Raw genomic sequence first — 15763 nt, forward strand, 5'->3', positions numbered from 1 at the left:
CTATCCACCGCCAGTCCAGTACGACGCCTCGAAGTCCACGCGTTGATTGCCGAAGGGAGCAACTGATCATGCCTGCCCCCGCGCACTGTCGCCGGTCCCGGAGCAACCAGCCCGCAAGACCCGCTGGACTGACGCCGAACTGATGGCCGTGGACTTCCCGGAACCGCGCTGGGCCGTGCCCGGCCTGCTCTGCGAAGGACTCAACCTGCTCGCCGGGGCGCCGAAGCTTGGCAAGTCCTGGCTGTCACTCGGTCTGGGCGCCGCCATCGCCAACGGCGACCCCGCGCTCAACGCAATCGACGTCGAGCGCGGGCCAGTGCTGTACTGCGCCCTGGAGGACACCGGACGCCGGTTGCAGCGCCGCCGCCGTCAGATGCTCGCGGCCGGAGGCCGGGCGGCGCCCCTGCTGACGTTGGAGACCGCGTGTCCGACGATGGCGCACGGCGGGGAAGCGCTGCTGTGTGAGTGGCTCGACGCCAACCCGCACGCGCGGCTGGTCATCGTCGACACCTTCGCCAAGATGCGTGGCGCAGACCCGGCCGGCATGTCCGCCTACGCCGCGGACTACGCCGCTGCGGTGCGGTTCAAGACCCTGGCCGACCACTACAACGTGCCGTTCCTGCTCATCCACCACGTCCGCAAGCAAGGCGCCGAGGACTTCCAAGACATGGTGTCCGGCACGAACGGGCTGACCGGTGCGGTGGACGCCACGCTCGTGCTCAAACGGACGCGAGGGCAGGCGGACGGGGTGCTGCACGTGACCGGCCGCGACGTCGAAGAGGCCGAATACGCCATGAGCTTCGACGCCACCTCCGGCGCCTGGACCAAGCTCGACGGTCCCGCCGGGGATTACCAGATGCACGACACCCGCGCGCTGCTCACCCGATTCGTGCGCGAGTACCCCGGCAGCAAACCCGCCGCCATCGCCGACGCGTTGCAGCTCAACTCGAACAGTGTCCGGCAGACCCTCTCTCGCATGGCCAAGGACGCCCAGGTCCGGGCCGCACCTGGCGGGACCTACTTCCCCACCGAAGGCGCGAGTGACAGCGACAGCTGCCCACCCCTGTCACAGCTGTCACTCCGTCACTCAACCGCCGGTGACCAGCACGAACAGGAGTGACAGCACGAGTGACGCCCCGCCCACCTGTCACAACCGCCCAACCGCCTACCGCCACGCCGAGGGGGAACGCGATGGACACACCACCCGGGATGCTGGACCGGCACCTGTACCGGATCACCGAAGCCATGCGCTTGCTGTCGATGAGCCGATCCGTCATCTATGAGCAGATCCGCGCCGGACGGCTGCTGTCAGTCAAGCAGGGACGTGCCCGGCTCATCCCAGCTCAGGCGATCACCGCCTACGTGCAACTACTCATCAACGAAACGGAGGGTGTCAATGGCCAAGCGGCGTAGCCGAGGGGACGGTGGACTCTACTGGTCGGAGTCCCGTCAACGCTGGATCGCTGAGGTCACGACCGGCTACACCCCGGCCGGGAAGCGCATCGTCCGCAAGGCCAGCGGTAAGACCAAGACCGAGGCCAAGGACAAGCTCAAGGAACTAGTGCGGGACCTCGACGACGGCCTGCCAACTGGTCCGGCCGGATACACCGTCGCGGAGGCGGTAAGCAACTGGCTCACCTACGGCCTCAGCGGCCGCCATCCCGAGACGGTGAAGAACTACCGCTACCTCGCGGACGGGCACCTCCTGCCACTGCTGGGCAAGCGGAAGCTTCGGGAGTTGTCCGCTGAGGATGTGGACGAGTGGCTTGCCGACGTGGCCACGCGGGTCAGCACCCGCACCCTCCGGCTGCTGCACTCGATCCTGAACCGCTCCGTTAGGCATTCCCAGGCTCGCGACAAGGTTAAGCGCAATGTCGTAGCGCTCTGTGAGATCCCGACCGGGCAGGAAGGCAGGCCGTCAAAGTCGCTTAACTTCGAGCAGGCGGAAGCTGTGCTAAAAGCGGCGGAGAACTCGCACCTTCACGCCTATGTCGTGCTTTCACTACTGATTGGCGCTCGTACGGAAGAATTGCGCGCGCTCACTTGGAACCATGTGAACCTCGGCGTGCATGTTGGCTCCAACTCGCCCACTGTGCACTCTATCAGCGTCTGGCGTTCGGTCCGCGCTGGGGGTGACACGAAAACCAGAAAATCCCGACGGACGTTGGCGATGCCAATACGATGCGTAGTCGCATTACGACTCCACCGAATTCGGCAAGCAGAAGCAAAGCGTCAGGCCGGACAGAAGTGGGAAGATCATGACCTGGTCTTCACATCGTCAGCGGGCACCCCACTCGACGCACACAACGTAAGGCGTGACTTTCGTCAGGTTATCAAGTCTGCTGGCCTCACGCCGAAGGAGTGGACGCCTCGCGAGATGCGGCACAGCTTCGTGTCACTGCTTTCAGACTCGGGCGTCCGACTGGAGGATATCGCCCGGTTGTGTGGACACAGTGGGACCGCTGTGACAGAACAGGTTTATCGCCATCAAATTCGCCCAGTGATACTGGAGGGCGCGACCGCTATGGACCGCATCTTCGCACCAAATCAATAATTCAGGCCCGGACAGGATGCGTCCAACTCGGGGGCGATGTGAAATAATAGCTGACGTGACCAATTCGATCAGAACACTTTTTGCGGATCGTGGCCCGACCGCGATAGCTAGCGTCGTAGTCTTGATAACAGTACTAGCGGTAGCGTTCGTCGCAATCTGGTGGCGGGTTCCAGACATGCTCTACCCACCTGGGCCGGACAAGTCAAGCAGCATGTCTTCACCCGAATACCAGGCATCCCGCATCTCGGCAACAGCCTCGACGCGTAGCGCACTACTACTTGGACTGGCAGGAATTGCCGCGATAGGTACTTTACTAGTGAACCTGCGCAACACGCGGGTAGCTGTGGCAACCCTTCAAGTCGCGAACGAAAATGCACAAGTAGCAATTCGAAACGTGCAAATAGCAGAGCGCGGTCATTTTACAGATCGCTTCGCGAAGGCAGTGGAGCAATTGGGGGGACTTCTATCATTATCTCACTCGGCGGAGTGTACTCCCTGCAGCAATTGATGCGAGAGGGTAGTGCGCCTGGCGACCCTAAAGTGATAGCATCCGTAATTTGCGCATTCATACGAGTAAAAAGCCCGACGATCGGCTCCACTCCTGAGAAAGACCGCAAACACGAGGTTGGAGCAGCTTTGCAAGTACTCTGCTCCACGCAGCTGGAAGAACGCCTGACGGGACTAGATTTAAGTCGAAGCCGCCTGCGTGGCCACACGATCTGGGGCGACAACCTTCGCAATGCACAGTTCGACTACTCCGATCTTTCGGGCTCGTTCCTACAAGGAGTAGATTTGACAGGAGCGGCCTTTGCGGGGACTAACCTCTCCAACACCATTCTCGTTGGTGCAACCTTGAACAGGGCGACGTTTTCCTTGGTAGTTCAGAACCCTGACATTCATCGCAATAAGCCTGTACCTAAAGATCTCATCATCACGGCCAAGATGGATGACGCGCTTATGTCGGGAGCAAGCCTGTCCGAAGCGCGATTGCATGATGTTGACTTTTCCCGGACGATCGGGCTCACTCAGGAGCAAGTCGACCAAGCCGTTGGTAACGGCGGCACCCTCTTACCTCCAGGCATCAAGCGCCCCGCCTGGTGGCCACAACAGGGGCTGGCAGACTGGCACTAGGTGCCTGCGCCTTCGCTTGGTCGACCGTTGCCTCGACGCGCTCTGGAGCCAAGGCCCCCGGAGCTTAGTCACTCACTTTGTCACTCACCGAATACGCATAGGGCGATTGACTGCTTTGGCGAAGAGATCGGTCAACTGCAAAGGGGGCCTCTGACCTCGAATTTCTTCCAGGTCAGAGGCCCCCTCAGGCCGTCGGGACGACAGGATTCGAACCTGCGACCCCTTGACCCCCAGGCACCTGATCATGACGAAAGACCTGCTAGAACGCCAGATCAGGCTCCCTTCTGACGTCCGTGGACGTCCGTGGCAGACCGTCCGTTTCCCCGGCGATTGTCACTCAGTTCGTCACTCAGCCCACTGCTGCGACCAGCAGAAAGATGCTGAAACAGGCGCGGGCCCCTCCCCTGTTTCAGCCTTGGTGACACTGTGACCGTAAGAGAGTGTGGGGAACTGATGTCGTACCCAGCTGTCACAGGGCTGTCACACCCGTTTACCCAGGTCAACAGCCCTTGAGTGACAGAGTGACAGGTGTGACAGGGTGTACCGACCCCCCGACCTGTCACACCGGCTTCACTGGCGCTGTCCGCAAAGCCCGCCCTGGTTCAGACGCGGAAGTAGATTCCAGGTATCTCACGCTTTCAAGGCGGGCAGAACAAGGCCCCCGACGATCGCAGAGCCCTTGACCTGCACCTTCGCATTTCATCGAACTGGGACGAACCTGGGCGACTGTCAGCGATTCAGACCAGGAATGAGACCGGGCAGGCCGCAGGGGAACGGGCGTTGCGCGCGCTGCAACGCTACCGGCGGAGCCGGCGCGCCCGGAGCCCGAAGATGGCGCCATAGTGCTCGCGGTCTTCGACACTCGTGAGCATCGACGGGTGCCTGTAATGCGTCCGCCGTGCGCGGCGATCTACGCAGCGTACTGTGATCGCCCTCCGCCCGTATGGGCATGGCTCTGGAGCGCTGCATGGAACCGGTTCGAACCGCGGCTGGCCTAGAAGCTGACTGGAACACCGAGCGCAACTCCGAGAAAGGCTGGCCTCAGTTCCTGGAGTCTGTAAGCATCGATGGACTCCGCGGCTGGCGCGGCGAGGAGATCGAGTTTCGGTTCCCGGTCGTTGCCATCGCGGGCGTCAACGGCTCGGGAAAGAGCACGGTACTCAAGGCAGCCGCGACGGCTTATCGAGCAAAGAAGACAACGAGCAAGCACCTGAAATCAGTCACATTTAATCCTGATGATTTCTTTCCCAGTACGCCGTGGGAGAACGTCAATGGCGTTGTCCTGGAACATCGGTTCCGCTTGGGCGGAGAAGTCAGAACCGTACGAATTCGAAAGCGCACGGAGCGTTGGCGAGGAATGCCATCTCGCGCAGAGCGCGTGCTATTCTTCCTCGATATCAGCAGAATTCAGCCCATCGATACTCTTATTGGCTACGGCAAGCTGGCCAAATCGGCAGCATTCTCGGGCGATGGCATGCTCGAATTGTCCGACGAGTTTCGCGCCCTCTTGAGTCGCGTACTGGGGATATCATTCAGTTCGGGAAAAGTGTTATCGCAGGGCGAGAAGCAGGTTGGCGTCCTAGAGCGCAACAATATGACCTACTCGAACTATCATCAGGGCGCCGGCGAGGACACCACCGCCGATCTCGTGGCAATGCTGCAGGAATTGCCACGGAACTCGTTGGTGGTAATCGACGAAGTTGAAGCCTCACTGCACCCTCGCGCACAGCGAAGGCTTATGGCAGAACTTCTAGATGTCGCGCGCCGTAAGCGACTCCAGTTTATACTTTCAACTCATTCGCCGTACATATTTGAACAGCTGCCGCAGACGGCGAGAATCTTCATCCACTTGGACAGATCCTACGGCCGACAAGTGATTTATGGGGTTACCCCAGAGTTCGCTTTGTCGCTGATGGACGACGTTGGCCATCCGGAACTAACTCTTTATTGTGAAGATGCCGAGTCCGTCTTCTTGGTTGACCGCATAGTGTCGTATGAAGACTTCAATAGCACATTGGCGAAGCGGATAAGAATGGTAAGCGTAGGCCCGGCAAGCACGGTTAAGGCGATCGGCCGAGTCGCAGCCGAGGGCAAGCTTCCCGGTAAAGGTTTGGGGTACTAGATGGTGATCAAGATCTAGCCGAGGGCTGCATTAAAATCCCAGGATCGAAATCTCCAGAAGCAACGCTTTTTCAGTCGTTCACGTCGGCGCAGTGGGCAAGCGTCGCCGAACTGCTTGGGGTTCGCCCCGGCGATCTAGAGGATGCTGTTGAAGATGCGATGCGATTAGAGAACGTGCACACCTGGTGTCGGCGAACTGCCGAGCGACTAGGACCTCGTGTTCGCGCTCAGCGCGTGTGGGAGGACGCCGTATCCGTGTGGGTGGACCAGATTTTGCCTGATGCTGACCGAAAGGCGTTTGTCGAGGAAATACGCTCGCGGCTCGGCTGAAGCGCGGCCGCGGAAACAGATCCCACCGGCCGGGTTGCCGCCCTTCACACGATGCGGGCGAGCAGGAACAGCCCGTGGCGAACCGACCAGGGTGCCAGAAGTCGGTGTGGCGGTCGGGGCCGAACAGCAACGTCCCCTGGACGCCCTCGGCCTACCTGCGGTTCATCTCCCGGAGCTGCCGCTTGAGGTCGTCGATGTCCCAGCGGTGATGACCACCCGCAGTAGTCAGAGTCGGTTCGATCCGGCCCTGGCTGACCCACCGCTGCAGGGTGCGGCGGTCCACTCCTATGGCTTTCGCAGCGTCAGCAGTAGGGACAAGGTCACCGGGCACTTACGTACTGTTGCCCGCGAATGTCGCGTTAGTCCACTCGGGTGACGCGATTCACCGCGAACACAGCGATTTATCGCGATGGACCGCGACCATGTACGCTTGTCGTCAAATGTCGCGTTTGCCGCAGGACTGAGTGGAGGGGTTATGAGCATTCATCCTGACTTCAAACCGAAGCAGCGGGAGTTGATCTACGAGGCGATGGCTCGACACATCGCCTCCCGAATCGAGCGCGGCGAGCTGAGGCCGGACGACCCCTTGCCGTCGGAGCGGCGCCTTGCCCAGGAGTACGGTGTCTCGCTCGGCTCGGCGCGGCACGCGACGCGGCTTCTGCGGTATCGGGGTCTCGTCGATACGGTGCCGGCCAAGGGCACGTTCGTTGCTGAACGACCGACGCATGAGGAGATCTCCGATGCCCACAACTATTGATCCATCGCTGCTGCGAGAACTCGGCAGCGGTCTTGTCGATCCGGATTGCCCTGATGGAAGGGTGTGCGTGCGGTGCGCAGTACCGGCAACGCTCTATGCCGTCGATCTGCTGGGCACCGCGTGGGACACCTGCGCCGCTCATCACGGACAGGTGATGCTCGCCCTTCTCCGCGGCGAGGTTGAGGACATCGAACGCAGCCTGAGCGCTCCCACTCTAAAGCTCCTTAAAAGCCCCTGACCACCGGAAACAGTTCTACTTGGAAGCCTGCGCGGGGCGAACCCGTGACTCTGTCACTTCCGGTTCTTTTCGCCACCTTCCGACCGGGCTTGGCCCACTCACCCAGGGAGCGGATCGCAGGAAATCCGCAACCCGGCGCATGAGGAACCCCTCTCGCGGCACTTGCCGTCCCCTAGCGGGCGACGCGGAGCCAATCGCGGCGCCTGCCAAAACCGGTCGGGGACACGCGGCCGCAAGGTCCGCGAGAGGGGTTCTGCTATGCCGATGGACGGCCGTGCAACCAGACCTCATCTTCCTTCAACTCGACCAACTGCTTGCACAGGTTCACCACGGCGTACACGCGTTCGTCGTGGATGGGCGAGTTTGGCGGCCGCTCCTTGACGTACTGCAAGGTCTCGGTGATGACCTCCCGACCTTCGCGTAACCAGTCGGGGATCAAGCGGGCCTGAGGTGACATGGCGACTCCCTTCAAGATTGGCCGGGCTGGCGCTTCCCCCGCCAGCCCGGCAGATCGAGTAGAACATATGTTCGAAGAGCAGGCAAGGCGAGGCCCGCTAGCATCACCGGTATGGTGCCGACGTTGGCTGAGCTGGAAGCGCGGGTGATCGCGCGAGGCGAGGCGCGCATCCGCGCTGTCGTGCAGCTGCAAGACCAGCTCGTGCGTCAGCACGCGGACACAAGCGCCCGCGTCCGCGCTACCGAGCAGACCCTCGCTGCGATCGAGAAGAACCTCTCGGAGTGCAAGGCCCGTCTGCTCGGCGCTCTCAGCGACGCCTAATCGCTCTACTTTCGGCTGGTCACGAGGTTGGCGGGCATCTCACCGGCCAGGAAAGCACTGATCTGCTCGGCCGCGACGGCGTAGCAAAGCGCGTTCGTTCCCGGCACTGTGCGCGCCATGTGCGGGCTGATGATCGTGCCGGGGCATTGCCAGAGCGGATGCCCTTCCGGGAGGGGTTCCGGGTCCGTGACGTCAAGGGCTGCGCGCAAGCGGGCCGCCTGCAACTCGGCCACTAGCGCGTCAGTGTCGACGATCTTCCCGCGACCCGCGTTGACGAGCAGTGCGCCGTTTGGCATCGCGGCCAGGAATGCCTTATCGACCAGGCCCCTTGTGTCCCCCGTGAGCGGCGCGGTGATCACAACAACGTCGTGTTCAGGTAGCAACGCCGGAACGTCGGAGGGTGCGTGTACGCCCTCCCGCGCCCTGCTCGCGACCAGGGTCGGCGTGGCGCCGAACGGGGCCAGGCGCTCAGCAACCGCTCTTCCGATGCTGCCAGCGCCGACGATCAGCACTCGACTGCCGGCCAAAGTGTCCGCGGCAACCCGTCGATGCGCCCACATCTCCTCGTCCTTGAACTGGACAAGTGCCGGCCACTGTCGATAAACGCACAGGATTGCCGACAGAATCCACTCCGAGACAGGCCCTGCGTGCGCTCCCCGGGCTGTGGAAAGCGTGATGTCAGCCGGAACGTCGCCGGACCATTCGTCAGCGCCGGCCGACAGCAGTTGCACCATGCGCAGATTGTCGAGCTGCTTCAAGAACGGAATCGGACGATGGCTGCTCCGGTACGGCGGAATTAGTACCTCAGCGTCGCGCCTCTCCGCTGGCAGCGGTTGGTTAGGGTCGTATGTCACGACCTCCACGCCTTCAATACCGCTAAGGACTTCGACACCCACTTGGTCGTCAGTCTCATTGCTCACAAGAACACGCACGCTAATCGACCTTCGCGTTCTCGACTTGTTCAACCAGTCGTCGGGCCTGCGACTGCAAAGGCTCGCTAGACGCCGAATTGTCCACCACGATGTGGGGAATGGGCGGACGCAAGTCGAGATCTATCCCCTCCACGTACCGCGACCAGTCGGCGAGCTTCGCGGAGTCTCGGGCTGCGCCACGATGGCGAACGTAGGTATGCATTGTCTCTGCATCGCAGTAGACCCATGCAAACGTCGCAGTCGCTCCGAAATCTTTGCAGGTGGCTAAAGTTCTGTTCACCCAAGCCGCATCGGCGAATTCACGGAGAAACGGTGCGGTGACGACCGAACTGTTTCCGCACTGGAGGTTTTCGGTCAGCGCGTTCATCAGAGATTCGTATTCACGAGGCCGGATCGTAGATAGATAGAAATCGGACTCTCTGTCGTGCGGCGAGCGTCCAACGGCTTCAAGGGCGGCCTCGACAACCGGCCGCGTCAGCGTGTCCTTGTCGAGCAGCGCCCACCCCGTATCGCGGGCAACGACCCGGCCAAGCTCAGTCTTGCCGCTACCCGCATAGCCGCCGACGAAAACGACGTGCGGCGTGGACGGCCGAGGGCGGATGCTGGCCTGCTCTGGCGCCCTGACAACTCGGCCGGCGCGAGGTTTGCTCTCCACCAGTCCTTCCTTGCTCAGGATCGCCATCGCGTCGTTGATCACCGGCGTGCTGACCTCCCACTCTTCGGCCAGTTCACGCGTGGACGGCAGGCGTTGGCCGTCGCGAAGTCTCCCAGCCTCGATGTCGTTGCGGATGTGTCGCGCCACCTGCATGTGAAGCGGCTCCGACCGGCTGACGGTTGGGCGTGGGCGCGTCATTCGACTTCCTCTCTGCGCTGCTTTGCTACCAGAGGCTACCAGATGGGAGTCGTGATCTCCGCAGGTGGAACACCGTTTCTGAAGAAATTTGGATCTACCAGTTGACCATCTGAGCTCTCAACTGTTAGCTTTCGTGGTGTCCGGGATCACGGACAACCGAACGAGGCAAAGGGAGACCGATGAGGTCCGCACACATGAGCCGCCGACAGGCCGAAGCGTCCTTCGACGGCCTCGACGTTGACTACGACCACGTTCTCGCCGCTCAGGCGAACGCTGTGCATTACACGGACGCGCTCGAGCTGGCTGACGCGGCCGACCTCCTGGAAGACATCGACCGTGAGCTTGCCGCTGCCAGCACGGCCGCTCTGATTCGCGCGCCGCGCTTCATTGATCCGCGCCGTGCAGCTCGCTCCCGCCGCCGCGCCAATCGACGCACCTGCGCCGCCTGCACGACGGTTTCGTCGTTGACGCGGCGCACGACCAGGCCGACGGTGCCGTCCCCATGAGCGGGGAGGCCGCCGCGTGATGGGCGCGAAGTCTGTCCGCAGTCCGCAGCCACTGAGTGAAGACGAGTACGGGGCGCGCTGTGACTGCCGCTGCCCGCTCGTGCCGGGTACGCACCCGGCCGGGGTGTGCGCGCAAGTCCGGGACGCCGCGACGACGACCGGGCGGCACCAATGACCCGCTATCTGATCAGTGACCCCGGCGCGGCGCATCCCGCCAAGAACGCCACCGCGCCGGGACTCCCCAACCAGCCAGGACACGACTCGAAGGGAAGGGCACTCATGGTGTCACAGGAACTGCTTTCCCGGGCCTCGCGCCGGACCGGCTACCGGAAGGACCTGGTGGCCGCGCCTGTGCAGATCATCGCGGGGCGGCACGCCGAGGGGCACAGCGTCGGGCAGATCACCCGCTATCTGAAGGACCAGCTGGGTCCTGACAACACGGCTGCCGCGCGCACCTTCGTCGCGTGGGTCATCGCCGCCGCCGAGCGAGGTGAGGTGGCATGAATCCGCGTAAGCGTCGCCAGTCGGTAACCACGATCTACGACGGCCGCACTCACCTGGTGGCGTTGTGCCGTGGCCGGCGGGAGGGGCTACCGGTGTTCGGCTGGGGCGAGGCCCCGGCCACCCTGCTCACCCGCGCCCAGCTGCGAGAGGCCGGGTTGCGCCCAGGCGGACAGGACCCGGTGGCGTTGCTGGTGTTCCGCCACTTCAAGCCGTACGCCCACGAGACCGTGGCGGAGCTGTTCTCGGTCGAACGCGCCAGGGAACGTCGCACCCCCACCCCAGCTCAGCGGGTCGCGCTGGGCAAGGCACTGACCGCCCGCCGGATCTGCCGCACCTGCCACGAAGACGTCGGCTACTACGTGCCCACCTCTACCCGCCAGTGCTGGGCCTGCGAGGGCGCCGAGCTGGCAGAGCTGAATCCCACGACCGAACTCGCCACGGAGGTGGCCGCATGAGCAAGACGACAACGGTGCTGCCGAAAAAGAACACGCTGCGGAAGTTGTTGTGGGGCTTGGTGTTCCTCGCACTGGTGATGTGGGTGATCAAGCACCCGTACCAGGCCCGCGACGCTGTACAGGCCGCGGTGCACGCCCTGTCGGTGCTGTTCTCCGGTTCGGGAGGTGGCCGCTGATGGCCGCGAAATTGGACACCCACTACGGCACGCGCAGCTGGTGGGACGGCACGGTCCGCACCCTGTGCGGGCTCCGGCTCCCGGCGGAGGCGCGCTACGTCCGCGGCAAGGCCACTTGCCCCGCCTGTCTTACAGCACGCGCCAACGGCGTCACGAAGGGACGGTGATCACGGTGTCGATTTTCGAGGTTCTGGAACGGCGCGGGACGTGGGTGCTGCTGAAGTTCGCCGCCACCTTCGCGGTGTTCATGCTGCTGCACCTGCTCCGGATTCCGCTCGTGCTGGTGGCGCGGGTACTCGAGGTCTGCCTCCGTCGCCTCAACGGGTTCGCCGCCCGGCTGGCTACCGCCCCGCCGCGGGGCCGGTCAACCAGTTCTTCCAGCCCAGCAACGGTTTACGAGGGGAGGCTGTCAATGTCCACGCCTGAACACAAACCCGCCACTACCGAGCCGAACGACCACATCGGACACGCCGCGGCATCCGCCGAGCTGCAGGCCCGGCAGGACCCGGACACCGCGCTCTATGCCCGCGTCACCACGCCGACTCGCACCACGCGCGTGATCTCGTGGCTGGGCTGGCACGTCGGCGAGTTGTCCGGCATCACCGGACCGGTCGTGTTCGGCGCCGCCGTGTCCAGCTGGTTCTACCTCGCCTCCGGCCTGGCCGCGCTGGGCTGGGCCGGGAACGAGCTGCGGCTTCGCCGCCAGCAGCACAACGCTTCGGCTAGGGCGACGTCCGCTGGGGACGGTGAGGTCAAGTGACCCGGATTGCTGATATCGCCGGGTCCTGGACGGTGCTGGTCACCACCCCGGCCGGGGAGACCGTCGCCGCCGGGAACTGGCCGGACTTGAGCGAGGCCCACGGGTGGGCACGCGAGATCAATCAGGGCCAGTTGGCGCGGGTGCGCGGGTTGTTCCCCCTCGTGCTCGCCCGGGACCTCCGTATCGAGTTGGAGAGGGGTGTGTGGGGATGACCTGGCAGGAAGAACGCCGCGCGAACCGGCTGGTCGACGCTCAGATCCAGCGGGAGCAGGCCGCGGCCGCGGCTCAGGTCCGGATCGCCGAGCGGGCCGCGCTGGCGCAGCAGCGCCGGGCGGACGAGCACGCCCGCGCCGAGCAGGCGCGGGCCGATCGGGAGCAGCGAGCTGCCCGCCGCCGCGCCGCCGTGGTCGCGGCCCGGGTGTGGTTGGGCCGGTCGGTGGTGGAGCTCTTGATCTACCCGATTGCGCTGCTGTCGTTCGTGCTCGCCGCGCCAGCCATGGCCGCGTGGGGCAGCACCGTCTACGCCAGTGATCTCGGGGTGCTGTTGCCTGGGATCACCGAACTCGGGATGTGGGCGTTCGCGGTCGCGGTGCTGGTGTCGCGGCGGCGCCACCCGGAACGTCCGGTGGGCTGGCTGCAGCTGGGAGTGTGGGCGTTCGCCGCGGTGGCGTTCACCTCCAACCTGCTGCACGGCCTGGACACCCGGTGGGAGTCGGGCGTGGTCATGGGCATCGTGTCCGTCGCGGGGGTGGTCGCCCATCAGCTCACCTTGGCCGCTCCGCCCCTGTCGCGCCGGGAGCGGCAGGCGGCGCGGATCGAGAGGGCCGCGACCCGCAAGGTCGCCAAGGTGCGCCGCGCTGCCGTGGTGCACGCGGTTGCCGAGATCGACCCGGACGGGTCGGCCCGCCTGGTCTACGCGCCGGGCCGCTACGTCCTCGCTCGGCGAGGGCGCCTGGAAGCGGCGATCGTGCCGGGCCTGCCCGTGGCCGGGGAGTCGGCCGACTGGGACCGGGAGTTCGCCGATCTGCTCGCGGTACAGGGCGCCGCGTGGGCGGCCGGGGAAGGTCCCGGGGTCGAGTCTGACCCGGCGCTGGGCGACTCGATCGAGGGCGGCACGGTGGCAACCCTCGACCGGGAGCCTGACCAGCAAAAATCGACCCCCAACCGGCCTCGCGTCGCCGGGCGCAAGGTCCGCTCGATCGAGCAGCTCCGCGCCGAGCTGGACAAGGCGCTGAAAGCTCGCCCGGGCGCGGTCGACCCGACCTCTGCCGAGTCGATCCGCAAGGCCCTGCGCTGCTCCCCGAAGAGCGCACGGCAGCTTCGCGACGAACACCGCCAGGGAGGCAGCAAGTGACCACCGATCACCACGGCACAGAGCAGGAGTTGGCCCGCGTGCACTACCTCCCCAGCCGATCGGCCGACGCCACCCCGGCGACCTCGGACACCGAGGTGCTGGAGGGCGAGATCATTACGGACGCCGACTACCGCGCGATGCAGAAGGCCAAGGCACTGCAGCGGTACGCCCTCTACCGCAAGGACGCGGTGACTGTGGCGCGCGGCGTGAAGACCGTCGCCACGCACGACCTCACCAAGGCGGCCGGCAAGACCCTGCTCGCCACGGGGCTGACGACGGTGCAGGGGTTCGAGTCCTGGGGAAAGCGGACCTGGGATGCCTCGACAATGGGTGTCTACCGGCGCCAGATCAAGGCCGCGGAAGCCATCGGAGACCGCGAGGCCCTGGCGGAGTGGATGGAGCGTAAAGAGGCCGCAGCGGAACGGCGACACAAGCGGCTGATGGACCTCCCCGCCCTGGCCAAGGGCGCGGCGAAGGTCATCATGGGCAGCCTGGCGGGATGTGTCGTCCTCACCCTGCTGGTTGGGCTGTTCGTGCAGCTGTCCGGGTCGGGCGAGTTCGTCCACGTCATCACCGGCGTTCTCTCGGCGATGCGGTGGGTGTTCACCGCAATTGCTGTCGCGTGGACGCCGTTCCTGATGGCCCTGCCCGGCTTCGTCGTACTGGCCGCCTACCGGGAGGGCCGTCGCCGCGGCACGGCGCCGCGCTGGCTGGCGACCGCGGCGGAGGCGGACATGGACGCTGCGATCGATGAGACCACCATCGCTCGCGCGCTGGAGGCGCTGCGAATTCCGCAGATCGCCGCCTACCTCAAGCAGGGTTTGCCGCTGCAGTACCTCACCCCGGCCCGGGCGGACGGGCGCGGCACGCACGCCGTGCTCCGTCTCCCGGCTGGGGTGACCGCGGAGAAGATCGCCCGCCGTCGCGCCGACCTCGCCACCGGGTTGCATCGGCTGGCGAAGGAGGTGTGGCCGACGACCGGGGCGGAGGCCGGAATCCTGGACCTGTGGGTGGCGGACAAGGGCGCCCTGGCCGAGGGTGCGGGAGCGTATCCGCTGCTCACCGATGGTGTGGTGGACGTGTTCAAGGGTGCCCCGTTCGGCAAGACCCTGCGGGGGACGCCGATCCTGGCGCCGCTGATGGAACGCAACACCATCTGTGGCGGCATGCCTGGGCAGGGCAAGTCCTCCGCCGCGCGGGTCATGATGGCCGGCGCCGCGCTCGACCCCACGGCGGAGCTACGCATTTGGGTCCCGGACGCCAACTTCGACTTCGAGGCGTTCCGGCCGCGCTGCTCCCGCTACGCCATGGGCGCCGAAGACGAGAAGATCGAAGAGATCCTGCACCACCTGCGGGAACTGCACGCCGAAGTGCAGGCCCGCGGGGAACTGCTGATCCGCTTCGAGGTGCCCGCGGTGACGCGGGAGCTGGCGTCGAAGAACGTCGGGTTACACCCGCTGTTCTGCCTGCTCGAAGAGGCCCACGTCGCGATCCAGCACCCAGTGTACGGGGCGGAGATTTCCAAGCTGCTGGTAGACATCGTGCGACTCGGGCGCAAGCGCGGCATTCACCTCATCGTCTCCACCCAAGCCCCCACGAAGGACTCCATGCCCCGCGACGTGACCCGCAACTGCTCCAACGGTGTCGCGTTTGCGGTCGGCGACCACGTGGCGAATGACGCGCTGCTGGGGCAGGGCGCCTACGCCGCAGGGCATCGGGCTACCGAGCTGATTCCCGGCACGGACAAGGGAACCGCGGTCGTGAAGGGCTTCACCGGAGAACGCTCGGACATCGTGCAGGTCTATTTCCTCGACGTGGCGCGGGAAAACGACCAGGTCACCCCAATTATTGAGCGGGCCATGTGCGCAATCGAGGAGCACGGGCAGGTGCCCGGCGCGGACCGCGCTGCACCAGAGATCGAGGCTGCCCGCGACTTGCTGGAAGACCTGGACGCCGTGCTCGGCAACGACCCGGTGCCCGCCGCAGATGTTCCGGCGCTGTTGGCCAAGTACGCCCCTGGTTGGCTGCCCTACAAGCGGCTCACCGGCAAGGCCCTGCGCGAGCAGTTGGCGAAGCAGCACGGGATCAAAGTCCCCTCCACCGGCAACCGCTGGCCCGTCGACCCGGTCACCGTGCGTGAAGCTCTCGCGAAGCAGGCCACGGTCGACCTCGACGCCGACGAGCAGTCGTGACGGGTTCCGAGTTAGGCCCGGCCGCTCCACACAGCACCGTGAAAACTGGCTCGGTCCGCTGCCTCGACGGCCTGGTCTAACTCGGCTAACTCCCTAACTTTCCGCAGATCAGCAGGCTAGTG

The 15763-nt window shown here is 64.7% G+C and carries 21 protein-coding genes; 17 read left to right on the forward strand and 4 right to left on the reverse strand.

Translation table 11 applies throughout. The features are described from left to right. Positions 1-46: 46 nt before the first annotated feature. From LWP59_RS27565 to LWP59_RS27585, 5 genes are all read left to right on the forward strand, one after another. Positions 47-1120, forward strand: a complete 1074-nt coding sequence (locus LWP59_RS27565) for an AAA family ATPase (RefSeq protein ID WP_267966973.1) — start codon at positions 47-49, stop codon at positions 1118-1120. Positions 1121-1191: 71 nt separating this feature from the next. After that, on the forward strand, positions 1192-1413 hold the full coding sequence (locus LWP59_RS27570; protein ID WP_186383461.1) for a helix-turn-helix domain-containing protein: 222 nt from the start codon (positions 1192-1194) through the stop codon (positions 1411-1413). Further along, entirely contained in the window at positions 1397-2554 is a 1158-nt protein-coding gene (locus LWP59_RS27575; RefSeq protein WP_144643225.1) for a site-specific integrase, read from the forward strand. The genes LWP59_RS27570 and LWP59_RS27575 overlap by 17 nt, the downstream gene beginning before the upstream one ends. Before the next feature lie 486 nt (positions 2555-3040). Then, complete coding sequence (locus LWP59_RS27580) at positions 3041-3685, forward strand: pentapeptide repeat-containing protein (RefSeq protein WP_233921939.1); 645 nt, start codon at positions 3041-3043, stop codon at positions 3683-3685. A gap of 949 nt (positions 3686-4634) precedes the next feature. Then, positions 4635-5807, forward strand: a complete 1173-nt coding sequence (locus LWP59_RS27585) for an AAA family ATPase (protein ID WP_233921940.1) — start codon at positions 4635-4637, stop codon at positions 5805-5807. A 480-nt stretch (positions 5808-6287) separates the two neighbouring features. Here LWP59_RS27585 and LWP59_RS27590 read toward each other — a convergent pair whose 3' ends face one another. After that, positions 6288-6467, reverse strand: a complete 180-nt coding sequence (locus tag LWP59_RS27590; protein WP_144643205.1) for a helix-turn-helix domain-containing protein — start codon at positions 6465-6467, stop codon at positions 6288-6290. A gap of 144 nt (positions 6468-6611) precedes the next feature. On the opposite strand from LWP59_RS27590, the gene LWP59_RS27595 reads away from it, so the two are divergent. Together LWP59_RS27595 and LWP59_RS27600 are read left to right on the forward strand one after the other, a co-directional pair. Then, entirely contained in the window at positions 6612-6893 is a 282-nt protein-coding gene (locus LWP59_RS27595) for a winged helix-turn-helix domain-containing protein (protein ID WP_144643206.1), read from the forward strand. Continuing rightward, positions 6877-7131, forward strand: coding sequence for a hypothetical protein (locus LWP59_RS27600; RefSeq protein ID WP_144643207.1), 255 nt, complete (start codon positions 6877-6879; stop codon positions 7129-7131). The genes LWP59_RS27595 and LWP59_RS27600 overlap by 17 nt, the downstream gene beginning before the upstream one ends. 256 nt (positions 7132-7387) lie before the next feature. Here the strand turns inward: LWP59_RS27600 and LWP59_RS27605 are convergent, their stop codons facing one another. Then, a complete protein-coding gene (locus LWP59_RS27605) occupies positions 7388-7588 on the reverse strand; it encodes a hypothetical protein (protein ID WP_144643210.1) in 201 nt (66 codons plus the stop codon). 111 nt (positions 7589-7699) lie between these two features. On the opposite strand from LWP59_RS27605, the gene LWP59_RS27610 reads away from it, so the two are divergent. After that, positions 7700-7909 carry a hypothetical protein gene (locus LWP59_RS27610; protein ID WP_144643211.1) on the forward strand — a complete coding sequence of 70 codons (210 nt, stop codon included), beginning with the start codon at positions 7700-7702 and terminating at the stop codon, positions 7907-7909. A 5-nt stretch (positions 7910-7914) separates the two neighbouring features. On the opposite strand, the gene LWP59_RS27615 is transcribed toward LWP59_RS27610, so the two are convergent. Both LWP59_RS27615 and LWP59_RS27620 read right to left on the reverse strand, forming a co-directional pair. Beyond that, positions 7915-8667: an NAD(P)-dependent oxidoreductase gene (locus LWP59_RS27615; RefSeq protein ID WP_308431724.1), complete on the reverse strand. Its 753-nt coding sequence runs from the start codon at positions 8665-8667 to the stop codon at positions 7915-7917. A 175-nt stretch (positions 8668-8842) separates the two neighbouring features. After that, a complete protein-coding gene (locus LWP59_RS27620) occupies positions 8843-9694 on the reverse strand; it encodes a GntR family transcriptional regulator (RefSeq protein ID WP_144643212.1) in 852 nt (283 codons plus the stop codon). 194 nt (positions 9695-9888) lie between these two features. Here LWP59_RS27620 and LWP59_RS27625 point away from each other — a divergent pair, with 194 nt between their 5' ends. The 9 genes from LWP59_RS27625 (at position 9889) to LWP59_RS27665 (ending at position 15641) form a co-directional block, all read left to right on the forward strand. Continuing rightward, the gene (locus LWP59_RS27625) at positions 9889-10200 is read left to right on the forward strand and encodes a hypothetical protein (protein ID WP_233921941.1); all 312 of its coding nucleotides are present in this window, start codon (positions 9889-9891) and stop codon (positions 10198-10200) included. Between the two features lie 171 nt (positions 10201-10371). Next, the gene (locus tag LWP59_RS27630; protein ID WP_144643214.1) at positions 10372-10704 is read left to right on the forward strand and encodes a hypothetical protein; all 333 of its coding nucleotides are present in this window, start codon (positions 10372-10374) and stop codon (positions 10702-10704) included. After that, entirely contained in the window at positions 10701-11159 is a 459-nt protein-coding gene (locus LWP59_RS27635) for an RRQRL motif-containing zinc-binding protein (protein WP_144643215.1), read from the forward strand. The genes LWP59_RS27630 and LWP59_RS27635 overlap by 4 nt, the downstream gene beginning before the upstream one ends. After that, on the forward strand, positions 11156-11335 hold the full coding sequence (locus tag LWP59_RS27640) for a hypothetical protein (RefSeq protein ID WP_144643216.1): 180 nt from the start codon (positions 11156-11158) through the stop codon (positions 11333-11335). The genes LWP59_RS27635 and LWP59_RS27640 overlap by 4 nt, the downstream gene beginning before the upstream one ends. Then, positions 11335-11502: a hypothetical protein gene (locus LWP59_RS27645; protein WP_186383460.1), complete on the forward strand. Its 168-nt coding sequence runs from the start codon at positions 11335-11337 to the stop codon at positions 11500-11502. The genes LWP59_RS27640 and LWP59_RS27645 overlap by 1 nt, the downstream gene beginning before the upstream one ends. Positions 11503-11507: 5 nt before the next feature. Next, on the forward strand, positions 11508-12095 hold the full coding sequence (locus tag LWP59_RS27650) for a hypothetical protein (protein WP_233921942.1): 588 nt from the start codon (positions 11508-11510) through the stop codon (positions 12093-12095). Further along, complete coding sequence (locus LWP59_RS27655) at positions 12092-12307, forward strand: hypothetical protein (protein WP_144643219.1); 216 nt, start codon at positions 12092-12094, stop codon at positions 12305-12307. Before LWP59_RS27650 ends, LWP59_RS27655 begins: the two co-directional genes overlap by 4 nt. Beyond that, positions 12304-13449 (forward strand): hypothetical protein, encoded by a 1146-nt coding sequence (locus LWP59_RS27660; RefSeq protein ID WP_144643220.1) that lies wholly within the window; start codon positions 12304-12306, stop codon positions 13447-13449. The genes LWP59_RS27655 and LWP59_RS27660 overlap by 4 nt, the downstream gene beginning before the upstream one ends. Next, positions 13446-15641 carry a cell division protein FtsK gene (locus LWP59_RS27665; RefSeq protein ID WP_144643221.1) on the forward strand — a complete coding sequence of 732 codons (2196 nt, stop codon included), beginning with the start codon at positions 13446-13448 and terminating at the stop codon, positions 15639-15641. The genes LWP59_RS27660 and LWP59_RS27665 overlap by 4 nt, the downstream gene beginning before the upstream one ends. Positions 15642-15763 lie beyond the last annotated feature (122 nt).

Source organism: Amycolatopsis acidiphila, assembly GCF_021391495.1.
Classification (GTDB): Bacteria; Actinomycetota; Actinomycetes; order Mycobacteriales; family Pseudonocardiaceae; genus Amycolatopsis_E; species Amycolatopsis_E acidiphila.